This window comes from Colwellia sp. BRX10-9 (genome assembly GCF_014077405.1).
GTDB lineage: Bacteria > Pseudomonadota > Gammaproteobacteria > Enterobacterales > Alteromonadaceae > Colwellia_A.
On record NZ_JACGVV010000017.1, the window covers coordinates 1 to 23,352 of the forward strand.

Annotated in this window: 22 protein-coding genes; 20 read left to right on the plus strand and 2 right to left on the minus strand. The window is 39.6% G+C overall.

Annotated features, from left to right (window positions below; all coding sequences use genetic code 11):
* On the minus strand, positions 1 to 2,456 hold a 2,456-nt coding region (gene rne, locus H4J69_RS11250; RefSeq protein ID WP_182251968.1), incomplete at its 3' end, for a ribonuclease E.
* Positions 2,457 to 3,070: 614 nt separating this feature from the next.
* On the opposite strand from rne, the gene rluC reads away from it, so the two are divergent.
* Both rluC and H4J69_RS11260 read left to right on the plus strand, forming a co-directional pair.
* Positions 3,071 to 4,018, plus strand: coding sequence for a 23S rRNA pseudouridine(955/2504/2580) synthase RluC (gene rluC / locus H4J69_RS11255; RefSeq protein WP_070376494.1), 948 nt, complete (start codon positions 3,071 to 3,073; stop codon positions 4,016 to 4,018).
* A gap of 112 nt (positions 4,019 to 4,130) precedes the next feature.
* Positions 4,131 to 4,796, plus strand: a complete 666-nt coding sequence (locus H4J69_RS11260) for an HAD-IA family hydrolase (protein ID WP_182244607.1) — start codon at positions 4,131 to 4,133, stop codon at positions 4,794 to 4,796.
* 121 nt (positions 4,797 to 4,917) lie between these two features.
* Here H4J69_RS11260 and H4J69_RS11265 read toward each other — a convergent pair whose 3' ends face one another.
* Positions 4,918 to 5,517, minus strand: coding sequence for a nucleoside triphosphate pyrophosphatase (locus H4J69_RS11265; RefSeq protein ID WP_070376496.1), 600 nt, complete (start codon positions 5,515 to 5,517; stop codon positions 4,918 to 4,920).
* 119 nt (positions 5,518 to 5,636) lie between these two features.
* On the opposite strand from H4J69_RS11265, the gene yceD reads away from it, so the two are divergent.
* The 18 genes from yceD to acnD all read left to right on the plus strand — a co-directional run bounded on the left by yceD (position 5,637) and on the right by acnD (position 23,347).
* Positions 5,637 to 6,149 (plus strand): 23S rRNA accumulation protein YceD, encoded by a 513-nt coding sequence (yceD, locus tag H4J69_RS11270; protein WP_070376497.1) that lies wholly within the window; start codon positions 5,637 to 5,639, stop codon positions 6,147 to 6,149.
* Between the two features lie 47 nt (positions 6,150 to 6,196).
* Positions 6,197 to 6,367 carry a 50S ribosomal protein L32 gene (gene rpmF / locus H4J69_RS11275; protein WP_070376498.1) on the plus strand — a complete coding sequence of 57 codons (171 nt, stop codon included), beginning with the start codon at positions 6,197 to 6,199 and terminating at the stop codon, positions 6,365 to 6,367.
* A gap of 40 nt (positions 6,368 to 6,407) precedes the next feature.
* A complete protein-coding gene (gene plsX / locus H4J69_RS11280; protein ID WP_404842820.1) occupies positions 6,408 to 7,409 on the plus strand; it encodes a phosphate acyltransferase PlsX in 1,002 nt (333 codons plus the stop codon).
* A 121-nt stretch (positions 7,410 to 7,530) separates the two neighbouring features.
* Positions 7,531 to 8,466, plus strand: coding sequence for an ACP S-malonyltransferase (gene fabD / locus H4J69_RS11285; protein ID WP_070376499.1), 936 nt, complete (start codon positions 7,531 to 7,533; stop codon positions 8,464 to 8,466).
* A gap of 8 nt (positions 8,467 to 8,474) precedes the next feature.
* Complete coding sequence (gene fabG / locus H4J69_RS11290) at positions 8,475 to 9,209, plus strand: 3-oxoacyl-ACP reductase FabG (RefSeq protein WP_070376500.1); 735 nt, start codon at positions 8,475 to 8,477, stop codon at positions 9,207 to 9,209.
* Between the two features lie 160 nt (positions 9,210 to 9,369).
* The gene (gene acpP / locus H4J69_RS11295) at positions 9,370 to 9,603 is read left to right on the plus strand and encodes an acyl carrier protein (RefSeq protein WP_070376501.1); all 234 of its coding nucleotides are present in this window, start codon (positions 9,370 to 9,372) and stop codon (positions 9,601 to 9,603) included.
* 460 nt (positions 9,604 to 10,063) lie between these two features.
* Positions 10,064 to 11,302, plus strand: a complete 1,239-nt coding sequence (fabF, locus tag H4J69_RS11300) for a beta-ketoacyl-ACP synthase II (RefSeq protein ID WP_182216877.1) — start codon at positions 10,064 to 10,066, stop codon at positions 11,300 to 11,302.
* Between the two features lie 105 nt (positions 11,303 to 11,407).
* Positions 11,408 to 12,217 (plus strand): aminodeoxychorismate lyase, encoded by an 810-nt coding sequence (gene pabC / locus H4J69_RS11305; RefSeq protein WP_182231325.1) that lies wholly within the window; start codon positions 11,408 to 11,410, stop codon positions 12,215 to 12,217.
* Between the two features lie 2 nt (positions 12,218 to 12,219).
* Positions 12,220 to 13,218 carry an endolytic transglycosylase MltG gene (mltG, locus tag H4J69_RS11310; protein ID WP_182216867.1) on the plus strand — a complete coding sequence of 333 codons (999 nt, stop codon included), beginning with the start codon at positions 12,220 to 12,222 and terminating at the stop codon, positions 13,216 to 13,218.
* Between the two features lie 21 nt (positions 13,219 to 13,239).
* Positions 13,240 to 13,869: a dTMP kinase gene (tmk, locus tag H4J69_RS11315; RefSeq protein WP_070376504.1), complete on the plus strand. Its 630-nt coding sequence runs from the start codon at positions 13,240 to 13,242 to the stop codon at positions 13,867 to 13,869.
* A 28-nt stretch (positions 13,870 to 13,897) separates the two neighbouring features.
* Positions 13,898 to 14,809 carry a DNA polymerase III subunit delta' gene (locus tag H4J69_RS11320; RefSeq protein WP_182216865.1) on the plus strand — a complete coding sequence of 304 codons (912 nt, stop codon included), beginning with the start codon at positions 13,898 to 13,900 and terminating at the stop codon, positions 14,807 to 14,809.
* A gap of 137 nt (positions 14,810 to 14,946) precedes the next feature.
* On the plus strand, positions 14,947 to 15,273 hold the full coding sequence (locus H4J69_RS11325) for a PilZ domain-containing protein (protein ID WP_182216863.1): 327 nt from the start codon (positions 14,947 to 14,949) through the stop codon (positions 15,271 to 15,273).
* Positions 15,274 to 15,311: 38 nt separating this feature from the next.
* Positions 15,312 to 16,082: a TatD family hydrolase gene (locus tag H4J69_RS11330; RefSeq protein ID WP_070376507.1), complete on the plus strand. Its 771-nt coding sequence runs from the start codon at positions 15,312 to 15,314 to the stop codon at positions 16,080 to 16,082.
* 377 nt (positions 16,083 to 16,459) lie between these two features.
* Positions 16,460 to 17,689: a nucleoside recognition domain-containing protein gene (locus H4J69_RS11335; protein WP_182216861.1), complete on the plus strand. Its 1,230-nt coding sequence runs from the start codon at positions 16,460 to 16,462 to the stop codon at positions 17,687 to 17,689.
* A 153-nt stretch (positions 17,690 to 17,842) separates the two neighbouring features.
* A complete protein-coding gene (locus H4J69_RS11340; RefSeq protein ID WP_182169907.1) occupies positions 17,843 to 18,535 on the plus strand; it encodes a GntR family transcriptional regulator in 693 nt (230 codons plus the stop codon).
* Between the two features lie 73 nt (positions 18,536 to 18,608).
* Positions 18,609 to 19,499: a methylisocitrate lyase gene (gene prpB, locus H4J69_RS11345; protein ID WP_070376509.1), complete on the plus strand. Its 891-nt coding sequence runs from the start codon at positions 18,609 to 18,611 to the stop codon at positions 19,497 to 19,499.
* Positions 19,500 to 19,577: 78 nt separating this feature from the next.
* Entirely contained in the window at positions 19,578 to 20,717 is a 1,140-nt protein-coding gene (gene prpC / locus H4J69_RS11350; protein WP_182169913.1) for a 2-methylcitrate synthase, read from the plus strand.
* Between the two features lie 5 nt (positions 20,718 to 20,722).
* A complete protein-coding gene (acnD, locus tag H4J69_RS11355) occupies positions 20,723 to 23,347 on the plus strand; it encodes a Fe/S-dependent 2-methylisocitrate dehydratase AcnD (RefSeq protein ID WP_070376511.1) in 2,625 nt (874 codons plus the stop codon).
* Positions 23,348 to 23,352: the final 5 nt, after the last annotated feature.

The window sequence follows — 23,352 nt, forward strand, 5'->3', positions numbered from 1 at the left end:
ACAGGCGTTTCAACAACAGGCGTTTCAACTACAGGCGTTTCAACAACTGGCGTTTCAACTACAGGCGTCTCAGGATATCTTGCTTCAACAGGGTCTTCACTAACTTCAGTTGTTACTACTGCTGCGTTAACATCAACTGCCTGATTTTCAGCAGGTTGACGACGACGTTGTCCATTAGAGCGTAAGTGCCTAGGTGAACGACGGTTTCTAGGACGCTGTTCATCACTAGTTTTAGTCTCACTAAGCTCTGGCTGGGTAGCATCGGCTTGTGTAGCTACTGTTTCAACGGTTACCGCTTCGTCGATAGTCGCGACTACTTGAGCCTTTTCTTCTGCGGCTATTTTGCTTAACGCAGCGTTATTAACAACCGTTGAGTTTTCATCAACAATACGTACTTTTTTACTGTTGTTACGACGTTGACGACGTACTGTGGTTTTTTCTTCTTTAGGCTTAGTATTACGCTCTACTGGCGCTTTACGAGGCTGTTTATTCGGCTTGTTATCTTTATTTTCATTAATGTTGTCTTTATTGTCATTAATGACTGGCTTGATATCAGCACGATCTTCATTTTGAGTATCATTACGTTTGTCGTTACGATTAACATTTCTGTTATCGTTGCGGTTTTCGTTACGATTATTATTGTTACGACGTTGACCTTGACGACCACGTTGCGGACGACGTTCACTGTTGTTGCTTTCAGGTTTCTTTGCAGGTTCAACAACTTTAGGTGCAACTTCCTCTTCAGCAGCGAAGAGTGATTTACCCCACTTAATTAAACCATCAAATAAGCCCGCAGATGCTTTTACTGGAGCTACAGGCGCTACAGGTTTTACGGCGGTTAACGGTGCTGATTGCTTAGGTGAAGACATGCCTTGCAAGGCTGGCTCGTCACGTTTAGCGGCTTGCTTATCGAATTTAGGCATTACAGCTTCTTCAACTGAAGCTTCAGTAATGGTTCTTTCGTAGCTTGCTTCTTCAACACTCTCGTCGGTTCTTACTCTAATGACTTCATATTGTGGTGTGTCCATATGAGGATTAGGAATAATAAGAATATTAACGCCGTGATGTTTTTCGATATGAAATACTGAACGACGCTTTTCATTCAAAAGATAAGTCGCTACAGGTACAGGTACTTGAGCTTGTACATGTTGCGTATTTTCTTTAATGGCTTCTTCTTCCATTAAACGCAAAATAGACAAGGCTAATGATTCAACACTACGTACGTGTCCAGTACCATTACAACGAGGACAAACGCCTTGGCTAGTTTCACCGATAGAAGGGCGTAAACGTTGACGCGACATTTCTAATAAACCAAAACGAGAAATTCGACCTAATTGAATACGAGCTCTATCTTGTTTTACAGCATCACGCATGCGATTTTCAACTTCACGTTGATGACGCACAGGTGTCATGTCAATAAAATCAATAACCACTAAACCACCCAAATCACGTAAACGTAATTGACGAGCAACTTCTTCAGCAGCTTCTAAGTTAGTGTTAAATGCGGTCTCTTCTATATCACTACCTTTAGTTGCGCGGGCAGAGTTAACATCTATTGATGTCATTGCTTCAGTTGGGTCAATAACAATTGAGCCACCAGAAGGAAGTCTTACTTCACGCTGAAACGCAGATTCGATTTGTGTTTCAATTTGGTAATGGGTAAATAGGGGAACATCGTTCGTGTAGAGTTTTATTTTACTTAAGAAATCAGGACGAACCACTTCTATATGTTTTTTAACACTTTCGAATGTTTTCGGGCGATCAATTAATACTTCACCGATATCGCGGCGTAAATAGTCACGAATAGCACGAAGGATAACGTTAGTTTCTTGGTGAATTAGGAAGGGAGCAGGTTTAGTTTCTGCCGCTTCTGAAATGGCTTTCCAATGGTGTAAAAGAACGTTTAAATCCCAGTCTAATTCTTCATAGTCTTTACCAACACCAGCAGTGCGAACAATTAAGCCCATGCCTTTAGGTAATTCTAATTTGTTTAAAGAGGTTTTTAAATCTGTGCGTTCATCGCCTTCAATGCGACGAGAAATACCACCAGCACGAGGATTATTTGGCATTAATACCAAGTAACTACCGGCTAAACTGATGAAAGTCGTTAACGCTGCGCCTTTCTGGCCGCGTTCTTCTTTATCAATTTGAACTATAACTTCTTGGCCTTCGCGCAAGACTTCTTTGATATTTGGACGACCCTGAAAGGTATAACCTTTAGGGAAATATTCGCGTGCGATTTCTTTCATCGGTAGGAAACCATGACGTTCGGCGCCATAGTCAACAAATGCAGCTTCTAGAGACGGCTCTATACGCGTGATTTTTGCTTTATAAATATTTGATTTCTTTTGTTGATGACCAGGACTTTCGATATCTAAATCATAAAGTTGTTGACCATCGACAAGTGCTACACGTAACTCTTCCGATTGTGTAGCGTTAATTAACATACGTTTCATAGTTTTAGTGACTCATTTTAGTCACAACACTATAAGCTTCGAACACAAAGCAATTTATCGCTATGGTAACAGCAATTTGTCAGCCTCTCGGGTGTCATATTACAGCGCCATAGTGCGCTGTAAGCTGTTATTTAATCTGATTGTACTCTCAGGTGATATTCACCCAAGAAAAATTGTTTCTTCATGCGCGCAGCAAATTGTGCTGTGCTCGATATTATCAAATTGATATTTGTTGAGCAGTTTGAAATTCGGCGTTTTGGCTTACTATTCGGTTTGTTGCTCGATGGAAATTTATCTAATTTGGTTTATATCATTACAAAATAGCTTTCGTTGCGCGGGACTAAAATGTTTATGCCGTTTTTTGACTTGTTATTCAGGTCAATTCTTGCAAAAGGCCGTTCGGTTAATGTGTCGTCGATAATAATTTATCGTGATAACGCACATTAATGTGGCCGCATTTTGCCTCTTACGTTTCGCTAAAAGCTTCTATTTTTTACCTTATTGTCTTAAATAAACAATAACACCAAGATTATCCCACTTAATTGAGGCAAAAGGCAATTAAATCGCTGAGTTAATTACGCTAAAATGAAAATATATATGTTAAACTCGCTTTTATGAATGAAAATACAAAACCCCAAGTTCGATTTTATACAATCGATAGCGAAGACGCTGGTCAAAGAATAGATAACTTTTTATTAAAAACCTTAAAAGGTGTGCCGAAAAGCATGATTTATCGCCTATTAAGAAAAGGCGAGATAAGGGCTAATAAAAAACGGACTAAACCAGAATACAAAATACAAGATGAGGATCTGATTCGTGTTGCGCCCATTCGTATTTCTGAAAATACTAATGAAGTGTCTACTAAGTTAAATATTGTCGCTAATTTAGAAAAACAAATATTGTTCGAAGATGACCGTTTAATTGTTATTAACAAACCTTCCGGCATGGCAGTTCATGGTGGTAGTGGTTTAAGTTTTGGTTTAATTGAAGCCATGCGAGCTTTACGCCCCGACGCAAGAATGCTTGAACTTGTTCATCGACTCGATAGAGATACTTCAGGCTGTTTAGTTATTGCTAAAAAACGTTCAGCTTTACGTCACTTACATGAACAGTTGCGTAATAAAACGGTGCAAAAATTTTATCATGCCTTAGTTAAGGGGCAATGGTCGACGAAATTAACCCGTGTAACGGAAGGCTTGAAAAAGAATGATTTAAAATCGGGTGAACGTGTCGTTGTTGTCGATAACATTAATGGTAAAGAATCAGAAACGCGTTTTAAAGTGTTAAAAAACTTTGAAAATGCCACACTCATTCGCGCCTTTCCTGTTACGGGTCGTACTCATCAAATTCGTGTGCATTGTCAAATTAAAGGTCACCCTATCGCTTGTGATTCAAAATATGGCTATGAAAACTTTGACGAAGACATGAGAAAACTAGGACTTAAGCGCTTATTTTTACATGCGGCTAGTATCGAATTTACTCATCCAAGTACCGATGAAAGAATTAAAATAGAAGCACCGTTAGAGCATTCTTTACAAAATTTACTAACAAAACTAAAGTAATTCCTCTGGCGTGATACTAAAGTAAATTTAGCTTCACGCCATTATCTTCCTTATAAACCTAAACACTTCTTAGCAAATAGACTTTAATTATTAAATGACTAAAAGAGAAAATATGCACAACTATAAATTAGTGATTTTTGACTGGGACGGCACATTAATGGACTCTGTCGATCGTATTGTTTTCTCAATGCAAGCCACAGCTGTTGCATTATCACTTGTACCACCTGGTTATCATCAAGCGAAACAAATTATCGGCTTAAGTTTACCTAAAGCAATTGCAACGTTATTTCCTCAGGCTAATGAAGAGCAGGTACAATTATTAACGGCACAATATAAGCATCAATATGTTGAAGTAAATACCACGCCAACCCCTTTATTTGATCATGCGCTTGAATTATTAGTTAATTTAAAAAATGAAGATAAGTTTTTAGCGGTTGCGACAGGAAAAGCGCGAGCAGGTTTACAACGTGTTTGGTTAACGAGTGATACCGAACACTTTTTCCATGCCTCTCGATGTGCCGATGAAAGTATTTCTAAACCTGATCCAGATATGATCAATAGTTTGTTAAAAGAATTAAAGATTGAAAAGCATCAAGCGGTGATGATAGGTGATACTTCTTTTGACCTTGAAATGGCGCAAAGAGCAGGGGTTGATAGTATTGGGGTAACTTATGGTGTCCACGATGAAGACGTGCTGTCAAAGTATCAACCAAAAGCGATTGTTGGCTCATTGGCTGAACTACATCAATTATTGTTAAATAGGGCGGTTAAGGGGTAACACCTGTCGCTATTGTCATTAACTGTTTGCTATTTGATTGCTTAGTCAAATAGCAAACGTTGCTGCCAGCAACTAAGCTCAGTTAACTCGGCTATTATACACACCGATTAAACGACGGGTACTATTGCTGTTTTCGTTGCTCTTGTAACACATCTAACCCCTGCGCTTTAAGTAAACTAATCAGTCTAATTAACGGTAAACCTATTAGGGTATTAGGATCATCCCCCTCAAGCTTTTCAAATAAGCAAATACCTAGTCCTTCACTTTTAAAACTCCCTGCGCAGTTATAAGGCTCTTCGGCATGCAAATAGGCAGTAATTTCTTGTGCAGAAAGTTCTTTAAAGTGTACGGTGAATAAATCAACCAACGAGAGGCTTTTTCCTGTTGAACTGTCGAACACACATAAACCCGTATGAAACTCTACCGCTTTGCCGCTAAAACTGCTCAGTTGTTTAAAGCCATTTTCAAAATTATGCGGTTTACCTAATATCTTTCCTGCAGACAAAGCCACTTGATCTGAACCAATAATCAGCGCATTCGGAAATTGACTGGCAACAGCCTTTGCTTTTTCTACGGCTAAACGTTCGACAAGTTCAATGGCTGTTTCGTTAATTAATGGTGTTTCATCGACATTAGGTTTTGCACAATCAAAAGCTAAATTTAACTTTTCTAAAATAATTTTTCGAAAAGGCGATGTAGAAGCTAAAACTAAAGTTTTCACAGGAATTACTCAAAATATAAACAGTTATACAATAATATGTGGGCTTTCTTTAATTTTTAAACAAAAATTGTTATTTTTCTTTTGACAGCAGGGGGCAAGCACATTAATATGCGCGCCTTATGCAAAATCTTAAACTCCCGATAATGATAAACCCCCGAAAGAGCGCCCAACGCAGGTTGGTGTGTGACGGCTTCTTTGAAGTGTCGGGGATGAATAGATTGCTTGAAGTGTGTACTCCATGCAATGAGCAGATGCAGGTTAATGTTAATTTTGATGTGGACGATCTCGGCTTGAATGTCATATCAGGAACAGGATCCGTATCAGTAGCATTAACTTGTCAGCGTTGTACTGAACCATTGATAATAGATTTGGATGTAGAGTTTACTCTAAGTCCTGCTAAAGATGATGAAGCCGCTGAAGCATTGCCGTCATATTATGACGCAATAGAATTAGATGAAAATGGTGAAGTTAACCTGCTAGAATTAGTGGAAGAAGAGTTATTACTCGCAATTCCGTTAATTGCAATGCATGAGCCCAGTCAATGTCAGGCATCAGTTGACAGTGTATGGGGCGAATTGCCTGAAGAGCTTGAAAAACCAAACCCATTTGATATATTACAGAAATTTAAATAAACAACTTATTTAATTAATAACGATTAACCGATTTTTAGGAGTAGCTAATGGCAGTTCAAAAGAGCAAAAAGTCTCGTTCAAGACGTGGCATGCGCCGTTCACATGACGCAGTAACAACAGAAAACTTATCAGTAGATCCAGTATCTGGTGAAACACACCGTCGTCATCATGTAACAGCTGATGGCTTTTACAAAGGTGTTCAAGTAATCAACAAGTAAGCTGATTGCTTTGAAAAGTCTAACCATAGCGTTAGATGTTATGGGGGGCGATAAAGGCCCCCTTATAACAATTCCTGCTGCCATCTTAGCAGTGAAAAACATTCCAGAACTTCATCTCATTCTTTGCGGTGATGTCGATATTATTAACGCTGAATTATCTAAACGTCAGTGTGCTAAACATCCCCAACTAACCATCTTTCCAACCACTCAAATAGTGGCTATGGACGATAAACCTATTGTTGCCTTGCGTAACAAAAAAAATTCTTCAATGCGAAAGTCACTTGACCTTGTTCATGAAAAAAAAGCACAAGCCTGTGTAAGTGCTGGCAATACCGGTGCACTTTTTTCAATGGCCCATTTCGTTTTGAAAACACTTGTTGGTGTTGAACGTCCAGCATTAATTTCTTCCCTTCCTACTCATGATGAAAACAAACATGTTTTTATGCTCGACTTAGGTGCAAATGTTTTTTGTGACTCTAATGTTTTGTATCAGTTTGCTGTTATGGGCTCTGTTATGGCTGAGCAGGTCGATGGCATTAAATCGCCACGTATAGCTTTGTTGAATATGGGTGAAGAAGAAATGAAAGGCAGTGACCATATAAAACAAACCGCAGCAAAATTAGCGCAAAACAGTGACATTAATTATATCGGCTTTGTCGAAGGTAATGATATTTTCACCAACAAAGCAGATGTGATTGTTTGTGATGGCTTTGTCGGTAATGTTGCGCTGAAAACCTGTGAAGGTGTTGCTCGTTTAGTCTACCAAAAAATGAATACTGTGCTGTCTCGCAACCTTTTTACCCGAATTGTTGGACGTTTATTGTCCTCAACGTTAAAAAAACTCTTTAAACCCCTGAACCCCGACCAGTATAACGGCGCAAGTCTGATAGGATTACGCGGTATTGTGGTCAAGAGTCACGGTGATGCCAGTTCAAAAGCTTTTTATATGGCGATATTAGAGGCGATAAAAGAAATTGAACGTCAAGTGCCAGAAAAAATAAAAGACAAACTTGAAAATGGTTTTGCTTGTGGTCGCAAATAAATTATTAGTATTGAGTTAACGTAAAGCGTATTTAAAGCATTATCTTTTTATCAAGAAAATAATCCATTAAGTATCATCAATACACCTTTAATTAAAACACAAATAAACATTAGGTAATAAAATGCAAAATAATTTAGCGTTTGTTTTTCCCGGCCAAGGTTCACAAACTGTTGGTATGTTAGCTGATTTTGCTGACAATGAAGTCGTACAAAATACTTTTTCAGAAGCGTCTGCTGCTTTAGGTTATAACCTTTGGCAATTAGTTGCGCAGGGTCCTGTTGAAAAGCTCAATCAAACAAACTTTACTCAACCGGCACTATTAACGGCCAGTGTTGCATTATGGCGTTTATGGTCATCACAGTCTGATTGTAAACCGGCAATGTTAGCGGGTCACAGTTTAGGGGAATATTCGGCATTAGTTTGTGCGGGTGTTATCTCTTTAACAGAAGGTGTTAAGTTAGTAGAGAAACGTGGCGAATTTATGCAAGCCTCTGTACCTGAGGGTGTCGGCGCTATGGCTGCTATTATTGGTCTTGATGACCAAGCGATTATTGATGCCTGTGAAAAAGCACAAGATAACGAAGTAGTTGCGGCTGTTAATTTTAACTCGCCAGGACAAGTCGTTATTGCCGGTCATAAAGCTGCGGTAGAACGTGCCGGTGTCTTATGTAAAGAAGCGGGCGCAAAACGCGTGCTACCTTTACCGGTAAGCGTGCCATCGCATTGCGCATTGATGAAAGATGCCGCAGACAAGCTCGCTGAAGCATTTAATAATATCACTTTTAATACACCAGAAATTCCCGTGGTAAATAATGTTGATGTTGTTGCAGAAACAGATGTTGAAGCAATAAAATTAGCCTTGATAAAGCAATTGTACAGTCCAGTACGTTGGACAGAAACGATAGAGCTACTCGCAAAAAACGGTGTTTCACTCGTCGTAGAAGCTGGCCCAGGTAAAGTATTAGTAGGGTTAATTAAACGTATCGATAAAACAATCACCAGTGTTTCAGTTAATGATCAAGCATCATTAACTAAAGCATTAGAAACAATTAAATAGGGTAAATTATGTTTTCTTTTGAAGGAAAAGTCGTCTTAGTTACTGGCGCAAGTCGCGGTATCGGCAAAGCCATTGCAAGCCAATTCAAGGCTTTAGGTGCAACGGTATTAGGTACAGCAACATCTGCACATGGCGCTGATAACATTAGTGAATATCTAGGCGAAGGTCATGGTTTAGTGCTTAACGTTACTGACAATGATTCTATTGCCGCTATGTTTGTAGCGATCAAAGAGAATCATGGTGGCATTGATATCTTAGTCAATAATGCGGGTATTACGCGTGACAATTTATTTATGCGAATGAAAGATGATGAATGGCAAGATATTATTGATACTAATCTTTCATCTGTGTTTAAAATCAGTAAAGCGGTTATTCGCGCTATGATGAAAAAACGCAATGGTCGCATTATTAATATTGGCTCAGTAGTTGGCACTATGGGCAATGCAGGGCAAGTAAACTATGCAACCGCAAAAGCTGGATTGATTGGTTTTACAAAATCATTAGCGCGTGAGGTTGCATCTCGTGGCATAACTGTTAATACTGTGTCGCCGGGATTTATCGATACCGATATGACACAAACCTTAACAGATGAGCAAAAAGAAGGTATTTTTTCTCAAGTACCGGCAAATCGCTTAGGTAAGCCAGAAGAAATTGCTAACGCAGTTGTTTTTCTAGCTTCCGATGGTGCAGCATATATTACTGGCGAAACATTGCATGTAAACGGCGGTATGTATATGGTTTAATTAGTTGGCTTAATATTATTGAACCAACAAATTGAACAAATTTAGAGCAGTCAACAGGTTAGACCAGACGAAAATTAAAATTAGAAGCTTGCAAGCTAGGCTGTTGACGAATAAACTACACACAATTACGAAAAATTATATTTTCTAGAAAGGAAAAAAAATGAGTACTATTGAAGAACGCGTAAGAAAAATTACAGTTGAACAATTAGGTGTAAGTGAAGAAGAAGTTAAAATTAGCTCTTCTTTTGTTGACGACCTAGGTGCTGACTCTTTAGACACTGTTGAATTAGTCATGGCGTTAGAAGAAGAATTTGATACTGAAATTCCAGATGAAGAAGCTGAAAAAATCACAACTGTACAAGCAGCTGTTGATTACGTTACTGCTAACCAATAATTACAACGTTAATTATTAGTTTTTAGTTACTGGTTTTCAAGCCAGGCTTTTAAATGAGAATTTAAAGTACACATTCAGGCGGTTTTTACCGCCTGTTTTTTTATCTACGATTCATACTCGTACCACTTCAAGATGCAGGTTTCAGCAGTCGATAAAGAGTAAGCGACACAGGTTATCGTTCCACACATAACTTAAGTACTTATATCCGTATGGCCAAAACATTGATTGAAGAGAATAGTTATTCTATTGTTGAAATCAATAACGTTGCAGATAAGCTATAAAACGAGCTCATCGTTACAATACTTGGTAAGGGAATAACTACTGTCCTCGTATCGCGCCTTTTCTGACTTCCTAGCTTAATTCTGAAACTGCATCTTGAAGTGGTTCGGGTATATATTGTTATTTTCTCAACATGAGAATATAACGATTTCTTTTCCTTATAAACTCTTAGCGGAGGCACATAGTCATGAGACGCGTTGTTGTTACCGGTCTTGGTATGTTAAGCCCTTTGGGCAACTGTCCTGAATCTACTTGGCAAAATTTACTGCTGGGTAAAAGTGGCATTAGTAATATTGAACATTTTGATACCTCTGTATATACCACTAAGTTTGCAGGTTTAATTAAAAACTTTAATGCAGAAGATTATATTGCACGAAAAGAAGCCAAGAAAATGGATCTTTTTATTCAATATGGTGTTGCCGCAGGTATACAGGCTTTTAAAGACTCAGGTCTTGAAATTGATGATGTAAACACCCACAGAGTTGGTGTTGCTGTTGGTGCTGGTATTGGCGGCCTAGGATTAATTGAAGAAAACGTTGAGAAAATGCTTAATGCAGGTCCTCGCAAGTTATCACCATTTTTTGTGCCTTCCACCATTATAAATATGATTTCTGGTCACTTGTCGATGATGCACGGCTTAAGAGGCCCTAATATTTCTATTGCAACTGCTTGTACAAGTGGTGTGCATAATATTGGTCATGCGGCTCGTATGATATCTTATGGCGATGCTGACGCTATGTTAGCCGGTGGAGCTGAGAAAGCTTCAACACGGACGGGTATTGGCGGTTTTGGTGCTGCACGAGCGTTATCAACGCGTAATGATGCACCAGAGCAAGCTTCACGTCCTTGGGACAAAGACCGCGACGGCTTTGTACTGGGCGATGGCGCAGGTGTTCTAGTGCTTGAAGAATTTGAACATGCAAAAGCGCGTGGTGCAAAAATTTATGCTGAGCTGGTTGGCTTTGGTATGAGTGCAGATGCTTACCATATGACCTCGCCACCTGCCAATGGCGAAGGTGGCGCGCGCGCGATGATTAATGCAATTAATGATGCAAAAGTTGACCAAAGTAAAATTGGTTATATTAATGCTCATGGTACATCAACACCCGCAGGTGATATTGCCGAAACCAACGCAGTAAAGTCGGTATTTGGCGACAATGCTTATAAACTTATGATGGGTTCTACAAAGTCAATGACGGGTCATTTGTTGGGCGCAGCAGGTGCAGTTGAAACTATTTTTACTGTGCAAGCCTTAATGAATAATGTGGTACCACCGACAATAAATTTAGATAATCCCAGCGAAGGTTGTGATTTAGATTATATTGCTCATACGGCACGTGACGCCAATTTAGAATATGCTTTATGTAATTCTTTTGGCTTTGGTGGTACGAACGGTTCATTAATCTTTAAAAAAGTTTAAGCGCAATAACCGAGAAATATCATCAACTAAACCTTGCAGTTAATTGTTTAAGCCTGAATACTAGTCATCAGTATTCAGGCTTTTCTATTTCTAATGAAACCCAATATGTATTATCAAAGTGTTAATGGTCAAGTAGAGCAACACCTTTCAATCAATAATCGCGGCTTAGCTTATGGTGACGGCGTTTTTACTACTGCGAAAGTGCTCGATGGTAAAGTTGAACAATTAGCGGCTCACATTGAACGATTAACCATGAGCTGTAAAACGCTCAATATTCCCTTGCCAGATATGAATAAAGTCATTATTGAATTAATGGCTGTAGCAGAGCGTTATACTTTGTCTGTAGCAAAAGTGATTATAACGGCAGGTGATGGCGGGCGAGGATATTCTCGACAAGGCTGCCAAACAAGTAACGTTATTATTACTTTTCACCCTTTTCCTGAACATTATGCAAACATGCAACAACAAGGTCTTCATTTGGGCGTATCTTCATTGAAGTTAGGTATTAGCTCTTTACTCTCAGGGATAAAACACCTTAATCGTCTTGAGCAGGTGCTTGTTCGCCAGGAAGTCGATAACCGAGCAGAAGATGATTTATTAGTACTAAATTATTTTGATAATATTGTTGAAGCAAGTGCGGCGAATGTCTTTTGGCTGAAAAATAATGTTTGGTACACACCAGAACTAAAAGAGTCAGGTGTCGAAGGGTTAATGCGTAATCATATCTTACAGACTACGGGTAATTATTGTAAAATTGAGATCGTTAACGTAAAACTTGCTGCGCTTGTTAATATCCAAGCGATGTTTATTTGCAACAGTGTTATGGGTATTATGCCGGTTAGACAATTTCAACATCAAAAATTAGCATTAATGCCTTGTCGTGATATGGCTAAGTTTATTGAGGATATTTGCTAAAAATGAAAAAAATTAAGATAATATTTGCTGTGTCGTTTTTCACCGTGGTGATGTTAAGCGCCTCTTTAGTTGCCTATACCTTTTATCAAATGAAACAGCCGCTCAATATTTCATCCACCCAACTATTAACCATTAAAGACGGTACCTCGTTTAGTCGATTTTCAGAACAACTGATCAAAAATGGCTGGCTCAATACGCGCTTTTGGATGCGTAATTATGTTCGACTTAAGCCCGAGTATGCGAATATAAAAGCGGGCACTTATCAAATTAATAAAGACGTTTCTGTCGAGGTTTTGTTGGCGCAATTAGTTGCCGGTAAAGAGCATCAATTTACCGTGACTTTTATTGAAGGAACAACCTTTAAGGAATGGTTAGTGCAGTTGAGTGAAACGGATAACCTAGTGCATACGCTTCAGCAAACTTCGGTGGCTGATATCGCGAGTAAACTCAATATTGAACACGTTAATCCCGAAGGGCTGTTCTACCCAGAAACTTACGCGTTTACTGCCGGTACTACCGATATAGAATTGTTAAAACGTGCTCAACAACAAATGTCCGTTGAATTAAATCTAGCGTGGCAAAATCGCGCCGAACCTTTACCTTATAAAAATAAGTATCAAGCGTTGATCATGGCATCGATAATTGAGAAAGAAAGTGGCAAAAATGCCGAGCATGGCATTATTTCATCGGTATTTTTTAACCGTTTAAACAAAAAGATGCGCCTGCAAACTGACCCAACCGTTATTTACGGTTTAGGTGAACGTTACCAAGGAGACATCAAATATCGTCACTTGCGCGAGAAAACACCGTATAATACTTACCGAATTAATGGTTTGCCACCTACACCTATCGCTATGCCTGGTAAAAGTGCCATACATGCCGCGTTAAACCCATTAACAACAGATTATTTATATTTTGTCAGTAATGGCAAAGGTCAGCATATCTTTTCAACTAATTTAAAAGATCATAATGCGGCAGTAAAAAAATATCAGTTGAACTAAAAATTGCATAAGAAGTAAAAAATGAATAAAGGTCAATTTATCGTCATTGAAGGTATTGAAGGGGCAGGAAAATCTTCAGCTATTTCAGTGGTTAAAAAAATACTCACCGAGCATGGTATTGATTTTATTAATACTCGAGAGCCGGGAGGCACTCCTTTAGCGGAGTCATTGCGCGATATCGTGAAATCTGCCGATCACCAAGAAATATTGACACAAGAAACTGAATTATTATTGATGTACGCTAGCCGCAGTCAGCTAATGGCGAATCGAATTCTTCCGGCATTAGAAAAAGGTCAATGGGTCATCGGTGACCGCCATGATTTAAGCTCAAGGGCTTATCAAGGGGGTGGCAGACAATTTAACGATGAACTTATGGACACGATTGCTCAAGTGACCTTAAAAGGCTTTAAGCCGCAGTTAACACTCTATTTAGATATATCTCCTGAGCTAGGTTTAGCAAGAGCGCAAGCTCGAGGGGCATTGGATCGTATCGAATTAGAAAAAATAGAATTCTTTCATCGTGTCCGTAATAAGTATCTTGAAATTGCGTTAGCCGATGAAACGATTAAAATTATTGATGCCAGTGCGCCTATGCCTGTTGTACATAATAATATTCGCTTAGCGGTAAACGAATTTTTAAAAAGTCATTAATGACTATCACCGTTAGCAGGAAACACTAATGCACAGTTGGTTAGAGCAACAGCAACTTTTGTTATCAAAGCAAATAACGCAAATAAAATTACCGCATGCCATCTTGATCAATGGTGTCGAAGGCGCGGGTAAAAGTGATCTTTCGCTGTGGCTTATTCATGCTTTGTCTTGTACTAAACCCCAAAACTCGCAGGGTATTATCTTACCGTGTAACGTCTGTAAGGCGTGCTTACTGCATAAAAGTCATACTTACCCAGACCATTTGCTTATTGAAAGTGGCGGAAAAAGTATTGGTGTTGATCAAGTGAGACAAGCGAGTCGTTTTTTCGAAAAAACAGCGCAAATAGGTCATTGTAAAACGACATTAATAACCGCAGCACATCATATGACTATCTCTGCGGCCAATGCCTTATTAAAAACCCTCGAAGAACCTAATGCTAATAACTATATTGTTTTATTAACCTCTGAAGTTGAAACGTTATTGCCGACCATTATTAGTCGTTGTTATGTGATTGATATTCGGCCGCCGGTTGGTGAAAAATTATTAGCTGAGCTTAAGCAATCTGGTAGCGACCCTTTTGTTAATTTGAGTCACTTAAAAGAACTCTCTGACAGTTTTGTTAATGACCAATACCAACATTTTGAGAGCTGTTTCTTTACTTTTTTGCAAAATAAAACCATTAAACGTAGTGAAATATTAAGCTTACTGGTTGATAACACCAATAGCGTTCGCTGGTTAGAAAAAGTCATGGTTAAGTTGATGCGCCAACAATATAATTGGCTAAAAGGCGACATTATCTTGAATGAGCAGGTAATATGGTCAATATATCAATTAGTTTTGTCTGCTATTAAACAACTTAAATTGTTAATGCAAGCAAACAAACAATTCATCTTTGAAAAGCTACTGGTTGACATAACAGCAGTTATAGAAGAAAAATAGAAAAATAAGTACGCGCGAATAGCAAGCAATATTAGCTCAATTCATCTTTGAAAAGCTACTGGTTGACATAACAGCAGTTATCGAAGAAAAATAAGATTATAATAACTAGCTCATAAGATAAATTTTGAGGAATAATGATGAAACAATTTAGCTTAGAATTTTTATCTGACAGAGAATTATATCAATACTATATGCCCTTTGTTAAAAATGGTGGGCTATTTGTTCGCAGTACAGAGCAATTTAATTTGGGCGATGAGGTAACACTTGAAGTCACCTTGCCTGACGCCCTAGAGCCATCAAGTGTTGTAGGCAAAGTATGCTGGTTAACGCCAACAGGTGCTCAAAATGGTACACCAGCGGGTATTGGTGTTAGTTTTGAAGAAGATAATGACAATGTACGTAATCAAATTGAAAAGTTGATAGGGCGCTTACTGAGCTCTTCAGAGCCAACATTATCAATGTAGGGTTTTGTTTTAATTAAAAAATTATTGGAGAAAGTTGTTTGTTTATAGATTCACATTGCCACTTAGATAGACTGGATTTAACCGAGTTTGATGGCGAGTTAGACAATGTTTTAAAAGCCGCCGCCGCCGCTCAAGTAGACGAGATTTTGTGTGTTAGCGTAACCTTAGCGGAATTTCCTAGCATGGTAGAAAAAACGGCTAAATATGATAATGTCTGGCTGTCGTGTGGCGCTCACCCACTAAATCAAGATGATTTAATTGACCAAGAAGAGCTTGCCCGTTTATCACAAACCGACAAAGTGATTGCGATTGGTGAAACTGGCTTAGACTATTTTTATGCCCCTGAAACTAAAGCGGTGCAACTCGATTCTTTTCGCAAGCATGTCCGTGTTGCGAATCAATTAAATAAACCGCTAATTATTCATACTCGTGATGCTCAGCAAGATACCTTAGATATTCTTCGTGAAGAAAATGCCGCAAATGTTGGTGGTATTTTACATTGCTTTACCGAAACTTGGGATATGGCAGAGCAAGCGATTGACCTTGGTTTTTATATTTCATTTTCTGGTATCGTTACCTTTAAAAATGCCAGTGAATTACGTGAAGTTGCTAAACTTGTCCCCGATGATCGATTTTTAATTGAAACAGATGCACCTTACTTAGCGCCAGTTCCTCATCGAGGAAAGCAAAATCAACCCGCTTATGTAGTCGATGTCGCTAAATTTTTAGCAAGCGTTCGTGGACAGTCAGTTGAAACGATAGCCGAGCTTTCAACGGCAAATTTCAAACGACTTTTTAAGCTAAAATAAAGGCAAAAAAGTGCCCGAAACTATTGCTAGCTCGGGCCCAAGGGAATGGCTCGTAAAGCATGAGCCGTGCGCTAATAAACACTATTTACATCGATAAAAATCAGTAAAATAAAAATGAAAAATCGCGAGCAATTGATTAATATTTACACTGTGTGATTAATTGTAGTGTAAACTTTTTTAAAAGCTAATTTAAATTTCATTTATTATAAGTTACTGATAAATAGTATTTGTTTTGTTATCTTGTATTTTACGGCTAACACCCACACCGCTAGTGTGCCGTTATTTCTCTCCACTTGTCTACAAGCGTATTTGACTGTAATTACTGCGGCTAATATGTCATGATAATTTCATTATCTATGACTAATAAGATTATCTTTGTGTTAAATCGTTTGTGGATCAGTTTCTTTTTTATTGCTTTTGGCTCGGCGCTTTATCAATGGTTTTTTCTTGATAATCTTTTAATCTTTGAAGAACTCGTGCAAGCGCTTTTTTCAATGTCAAAAGTGACCGTTGATATTGCGATTGGCTTAATTGGTATTTTAAGTTTTTGGTTAGGCATGATGAAAATTGCTGAAAACGCCGGTTTAATGGATAAGCTTGCGCGCGCTATTTCGCCGTTATTCACCCGTTTAATGCCAGGTGTCCCTAAAGGTCATCCGGCTATTGCTTCCATGACGATGAATTTATCGGCTAACTTTTTAGGTTTAGATAATGCAGCAACGCCGCTTGGCTTAAAAGCCATGCAAGATCTTCAGCAATTAAATCCGCAAAAAGATACCGCAACCAATGCGCAAATATTATTCCTGGTTTTAAATACCTCAAGCGTTACACTTTTTCCCGTTGCTGTGTTTGTTTATCGTGCTCAGCAGGGAGCTGCTAGCCCTACCGATGTTTTTGTCCCTATTATATTGGCAACATTTGCTTCAACTTTCGCTGGCTTATTAGCGGTAGCCACAGTGCAAAAAATTAAGCTGTATAACTCCATTATTTTACTCTATTTATCTGCAGCGATTGCTTTAGTAGGAGGTTTAGTGGTGTATTTCTCGATGCTGACCTCACAAGCACTTGCCGAACAGTCGTCATTTTTAGGCAATTTTTTAATTTTTTCGACCTTAATTATTTTTATTTTGGCAGCGGTTAGAAAAAAGGTCGATGTATACGACAGCTTTATAGAAGGGGCTAAAGAAGGTTTCGACACCAGTATTAAACTTATTCCTTATTTACTGGCGATGTTGGTCGCTATTGGCGTCTTTCGTGCAAGTGGCGCATTAACACTAATTGTCGACAGTTTTAGAGAGTTAGTGATGTTTTTAGGATTTGACACCCGCTTTGTTGATGCGATGCCTACGGCGTTAATGCAACCGTTAAGTGGCTCTGGTGCCAGAGCTATGATGATTGAAACGATGAAAACCCATGGTGCCGATTCTTTTGCCGGTCGATTAGCATCAATTTTTCAAGGATCAACAGAAACAACTTTTTATGTACTAGCCGTTTATTTTGGCTCTGTGGGTATTCGATATAGTCGACATGCCATTGCCTGTGGCTTACTTGCTGATTTAGCTGGGATTACTGCTGCAATAGCGGTTTGCTATTGGTTTTTTGGTTAACCCCCTCAGCGCCTACACCTAATTTAACGAGTGAATTGTCGACAATTATACTTTGGTCTACTTGACTTTTAAGCTGTGTGCTTTAGTATGATTTTTAAAATCGGTAAATGTCGACAATTACCTCATTAAGACAATTATGGCGCTAGCATACTTATGGCATTAGACAATCCAACCTTACAAGAACCAGTGACTACTGCAGACAAAGTTTTCTATGCCATACTTCATGCGATTGTTGATGGAAAAATAGCCGCAGGCAGTAAAATTAGTGAGCCCGGGTTAGCTAAGCAATATGAAATCAGTCGTTCTACTTTGCGAGAAGCCCTCAATCGTTTAGAAAAATGTCATTTAATTGAGCGTAAAGCCAATGTTGGCTCAAGAGTTGTTGATTGCACCATCGAAGGCTTATTAGAAATATACGTGGTTCGTGAAGCGCTTGAAGGCATGGCTTGTCGAGAAGCGGCAATTAACATGAGCGATGATGAAATAGCCGAAATGCAAGATATGCTCGCTCAACACGCCAACTCACAAGACCTTATTGATGGTGTTGCTTATTATCAAGAAGAGGGCGACTTAGACTTTCACTATAAAGTGATATTAGGTAGCCATAATCAACAATTAATCAATATTCTTTGCGGGCAGCTCTACCACTTAGTGCGTATGTACCGTATTCAATTTGGCATGCATAGCCCACGCGCAACCCGTGCCTTTGAAGAACATTCACATATTATCCAAGCGATTTGTGACCGAGATGGCGAACTTGCTGAAATTTTGATGAGACGTCATATTGCCGCATCAAGAAAAAATATCGAAAAGAAAATAGCGCTACAAAATAGCGCGACACAATAAATAAAAGTAAAGCTGACCAGTGGCTTTAACAAATAGCACAACAATTATTTAACAAAAACTAAGAGGAAACCCTATGTCTACGCAACTTTCACCTGGCGCTAAATTCCGTCAAGCACTAGTAAACAATAAACCTTTACAAGTAGTGGGTACTATCAACGCTTATTGCGCGATGATGGCTGAGCAATTAGGTCACCAAGCTATTTACCTTTCAGGTGGTGGTGTTGCCAATGCTTCATATGGTTTACCAGATTTAGGTATGACGTCATTAAATGATGTTATTGCTGACGTACAACGTATTACTGCTGCTTCAAGTTTGCCTTTGCTGGTTGATATAGATACCGGTTGGGGTGGCGCGTTTAATATCGCTAAAACTATTCGCGATATGGAAAAAGCAGGGGCAGCCGCGGTTCACCTTGAAGACCAGGTGGCACAGAAACGTTGTGGACATCGTCCAAATAAAGAAATTGTTTCAACCCAAGAAATGGTTGACCGTATTAAAGCCGCTGTAGATGCACGTATTGATAAAGACTTCTTTATCATGGCTCGTACTGATGCTTTTGCTCAAGAAGGCTTAGAAGCGGCACTTGAAAGAGCTAAAGCTTATGTGGCAGCGGGAGCCGATGGTATTTTCGCCGAAGCAGTTAAAACAGAAGAACATTATCGCGCTTTTACCGAAGCGTTAGATGTACCAGTGCTCGCTAATATTACCGAATTTGGTCAAACCGAATTGTGGAACAAAGCGCAACTAGGTGAGTGGGGTTGTGCGATGGTACTTTACCCATTATCAGCATTTCGTGCGATGAATAAAGCGGCTGAGTCGGTTTACAAAACCTTACTTGATGATGGTGACCAAAAAGCTGAAATCGACAATATGCAAACGCGGATGGATTTATACGATTACTTGGGTTACCACGACTACGAGCAAAAGCTTGATGCTTTGTTCACCGAAGGCAAAAATAAGTAACAGATATTATAATAAAATAAAACTAAGTTAGCAGCGATACAAGCGACTAACCCAACAAAAGAATATGAGGAAAATAGTATGTCAGATGTAAAAGTAGCAGATAAAAAAATTGGTGGCGCAGGCTTACGTGGTCAAAGTGCGGGTGAAACTTCGCTTTGTACCGTTGGTGAGTCAGGCTCAGGTTTAACCTATTGTGGTTATGATATTGCTGATTTAGCTGAAAACAGTACCTTTGAAGAAGTTGCTTATTTACTCTTTCATGGTGAACTCCCTAATGAAAAAGAACTCGCCACTTATAAAGCTGAGTTGTTTGCCATGCGCGACTTACCGCAAGCATTAAAAGCGGTATTAAAACTGATCCCAAAAGAAACTCATCCAATGGATGTTATGCGCACCGGTTGTTCATTCTTAGGTAATTTAGAGCCAGAAAATGATTTTAGCGAGCAAAATCAAGCCGCCAATCGCTTATTAGCCGCATTTCCTGCCATTATGTGTTACTGGTATAAATTCTCCCATGACGGTGTAGAAATTGACTGTACTTCAACCGAAGACTCTTTAGGCGGACATTTCTTGCGCTTACTCAATGGTGAAAGCCCATCAGCACAGCATCAACGTGTTATGGACGTATCATTAATTTTATATGCAGAACATGAGTTTAATGCTTCAACCTTCACGGCGCGTGTATGTGCTTCAACCTTGTCTGATATGTTTTCATGTGTCACCGGTGCTATTGGCACATTACGTGGTCCACTTCATGGTGGTGCTAACGAAGCCGCAATGGATATGATTGAATCATTCTCATCGCCAAGCGACGCTAAAGAAAAAATGGCGGGTATGCTTGAACGTAAAGAAAAAATTATGGGCTTTGGTCACGCAATTTACCGTACTTCAGACCCACGTAATGTCATTATTAAAGCATGGTCTGAAAAGTTAGCGGCTGAAAATGGGGATACGTCACTTTACGATATTTCAGTAGCCTGTGAAGAATTCATGTGGGATACCAAAAAGTTATTCTGTAACGCTGATTTTTTCCATGCTTCAACGTACAGCTACATGGGTATTCCCACTAAATTGTTTACCCCTATTTTTGTCTGTTCACGCGTAACAGGTTGGTCTGCTCACATTATGGAGCAACGTTCAAATAACCGTATTATTCGTCCAAGTGCTGACTACAAAGGCGCTAAGCCGAGAACGGTTCCACCTATCAGCGAAAGGTAATGACTATGAATTATGAACATCGCAAACCGCTGCCCGGTTATAAAATTGGCGGCATCAATATAGATTATTTTGATACTCGAGGGGCGGTTGAAGCAATAAGCGCCGGTAGTTACGCAAAACTACCTTATACCTCACGCGTATTAGCTGAACAATTGGTACGCCGTTGTTCACCTGAAACCTTAACAGATTCACTTAAGCAATTAATTGAGCGTAAGCAAGATCTTGATTTTCCATGGTATCCGGCACGTGTTGTTTGTCATGATATTTTAGGTCAAACGGCTTTGGTTGATTTAGCGGGTCTGCGTGATGCCATTGCCGAGCAAGGTGGTGATCCTTCAAAAGTAAACCCGGTTGTACCGACGCAATTAATTGTTGATCATTCTGTTGCTGTTGAACATGCTGGTTTTGAAAGTGATGCGTTTGAAAAAAACCGTGCCATTGAAGACCGCCGCAACGAAGACCGTTTCCATTTTATTGAATGGACCAAAACAGCGTTTAAAAATGTTGATGTTATTCCTGCGGGTAATGGCATTATGCATCAAATCAATTTGGAAAAAATGTCACCGGTTATTCAACTCCGTGACGGTGTTGCTTTTCCTGATACTTGTGTTGGCACCGACAGCCATACCCCACATATCGATTGCTTAGGTGTTATAGCTATTGGTGTCGGTGGTTTAGAAGCTGAAACTGTCATGTTAGGTCGCCCGTCGATGATGCGCTTACCTGATATTATTGGCGTAAAACTGGTAGGTAAACGCCAACCGGGTATTACAGCTACTGATTTGGTTTTAGCTATTACTGAATTTTTGCGTAATCAAAAAGTGGTATCAAGTTACTTAGAATTCTTTGGTGAAGGTACCAAAGGTTTAACTATAGGTGACCGCGCTACTATTTCGAACATGACACCAGAATATGGCGCTTCAGCAGGAATGTTTTATATTGATCAACAAACCATTGATTATTTAAAACTGACCGGCCGTGAGCCAGAGCAAGTTGAACTGGTAGAAACCTATGCTAAACATACCGGTTTATGGGCTGATGACTTAGCTGACGTTGAATATGACCGCGTTATCGAGTTTGATTTATCATCAGTTGGTCGTAATATGGCTGGCCCGTCTAATCCGCACAGTCGTTTACCGACCAGCGAATTGTCGTCAAAAGGCATAGCGAAGGACCTTGATGCCTGTAAAGCACAAGAAAAAGCCGGAGAAATGCCAGACGGCGCGGTTATTATTGCCGCTATAACCAGTTGTACTAATACCTCGAACCCTCGCAACGTTGTGGCGGCAGGCTTAGTGGCTAAACGCGCTAACGAGCTTGGCTTATTGCGCAAGCCTTGGGTTAAATCATCTTTTGCACCAGGTTCAAAAGTCGCGAAACTTTATTTAGAAGAAGCCGGTTTATTATCTGAAATGGAAAAAATGGGTTTTGGTATTGTCGGTTACGCTTGTACAACTTGTAACGGCATGTCGGGCGCGTTAGATCCAAAAATTCAACAAGAAATTATCGACCGTGATCTTTATTCAACGGCGGTTTTATCGGGTAATCGTAACTTTGACGGACGTATTCATCCGTATGCTAAACAAGCCTTTTTAGCCTCACCACCGTTAGTAGTTGCTTATGCTATTGCCGGTACGATGCGTTTCGATATTGAAAAAGATGTACTCGGACAAGATCAACAAGGTAATGATATTACCTTAAAAGATATTTGGCCAACTGACGAAGCCATAGATGCGATAGTTGCAAGCTGTGTTAAGCCAGAGCAGTTCAAGAAAATTTATACGCCGATGTTTGATTTAGGCGCTTTTGAACCGGCTGAATCTCCGCTTTACGATTGGCGAGAAATGAGCACCTACATTCGTCGTCCACCTTATTGGGAAGGCGCCTTAGCGGGTGAACGTACCATGAAAGGTATGCGTCCGTTAGCAGTTTTAGGTGACAACATCACCACAGATCATTTATCACCCTCAAATGCTATTCAACTCGATAGTGCTGCAGGGGCTTATTTAGATAAAATGGGCTTACCTGAAGTAGACTTTAACTCTTATGCAACGCATCGCGGCGATCATTTAACCGCGCAACGAGCAACTTTTGCTAACCCTAAATTGTTAAATGAAATGTGTCGTGATGACAAGGGTGACATTAAACAAGGTTCACTGGCGCGTATAGAGCCAGAGGGCACAGAGTCACGTATGTGGGAAGCGATTGAAACCTACATGGAGCGTAAGCAACCGTTAATTATCGTTGCTGGCGCTGACTATGGTCAAGGTTCATCACGTGATTGGGCGGCTAAAGGTGTTCGTTTAGCCGGCGTTGAAGTGATCGTTGCCGAAGGTTTTGAGCGTATTCATCGTACTAACTTAGTGGGCATGGGTGTTTTACCTTTGCAGTTTGTTAATAACGAAACACGCCATACCTACAATATTGATGGTACCGAAACATTTGATGTTGCAGGTAACGGTGAAATGTCACCGGGCGCTGAAATGAACGTGTTAATGACCCGTACCAACGGCGAATTATTAACGATACCAGTTAAGTGTCGTTTAGATACCGCCGAAGAAGTGTCAGTTTACAATGCGGGTGGCGTATTGCAAAAGTTTGCGAATGACTTCTTGGAGTCTAATAGATAATTGAT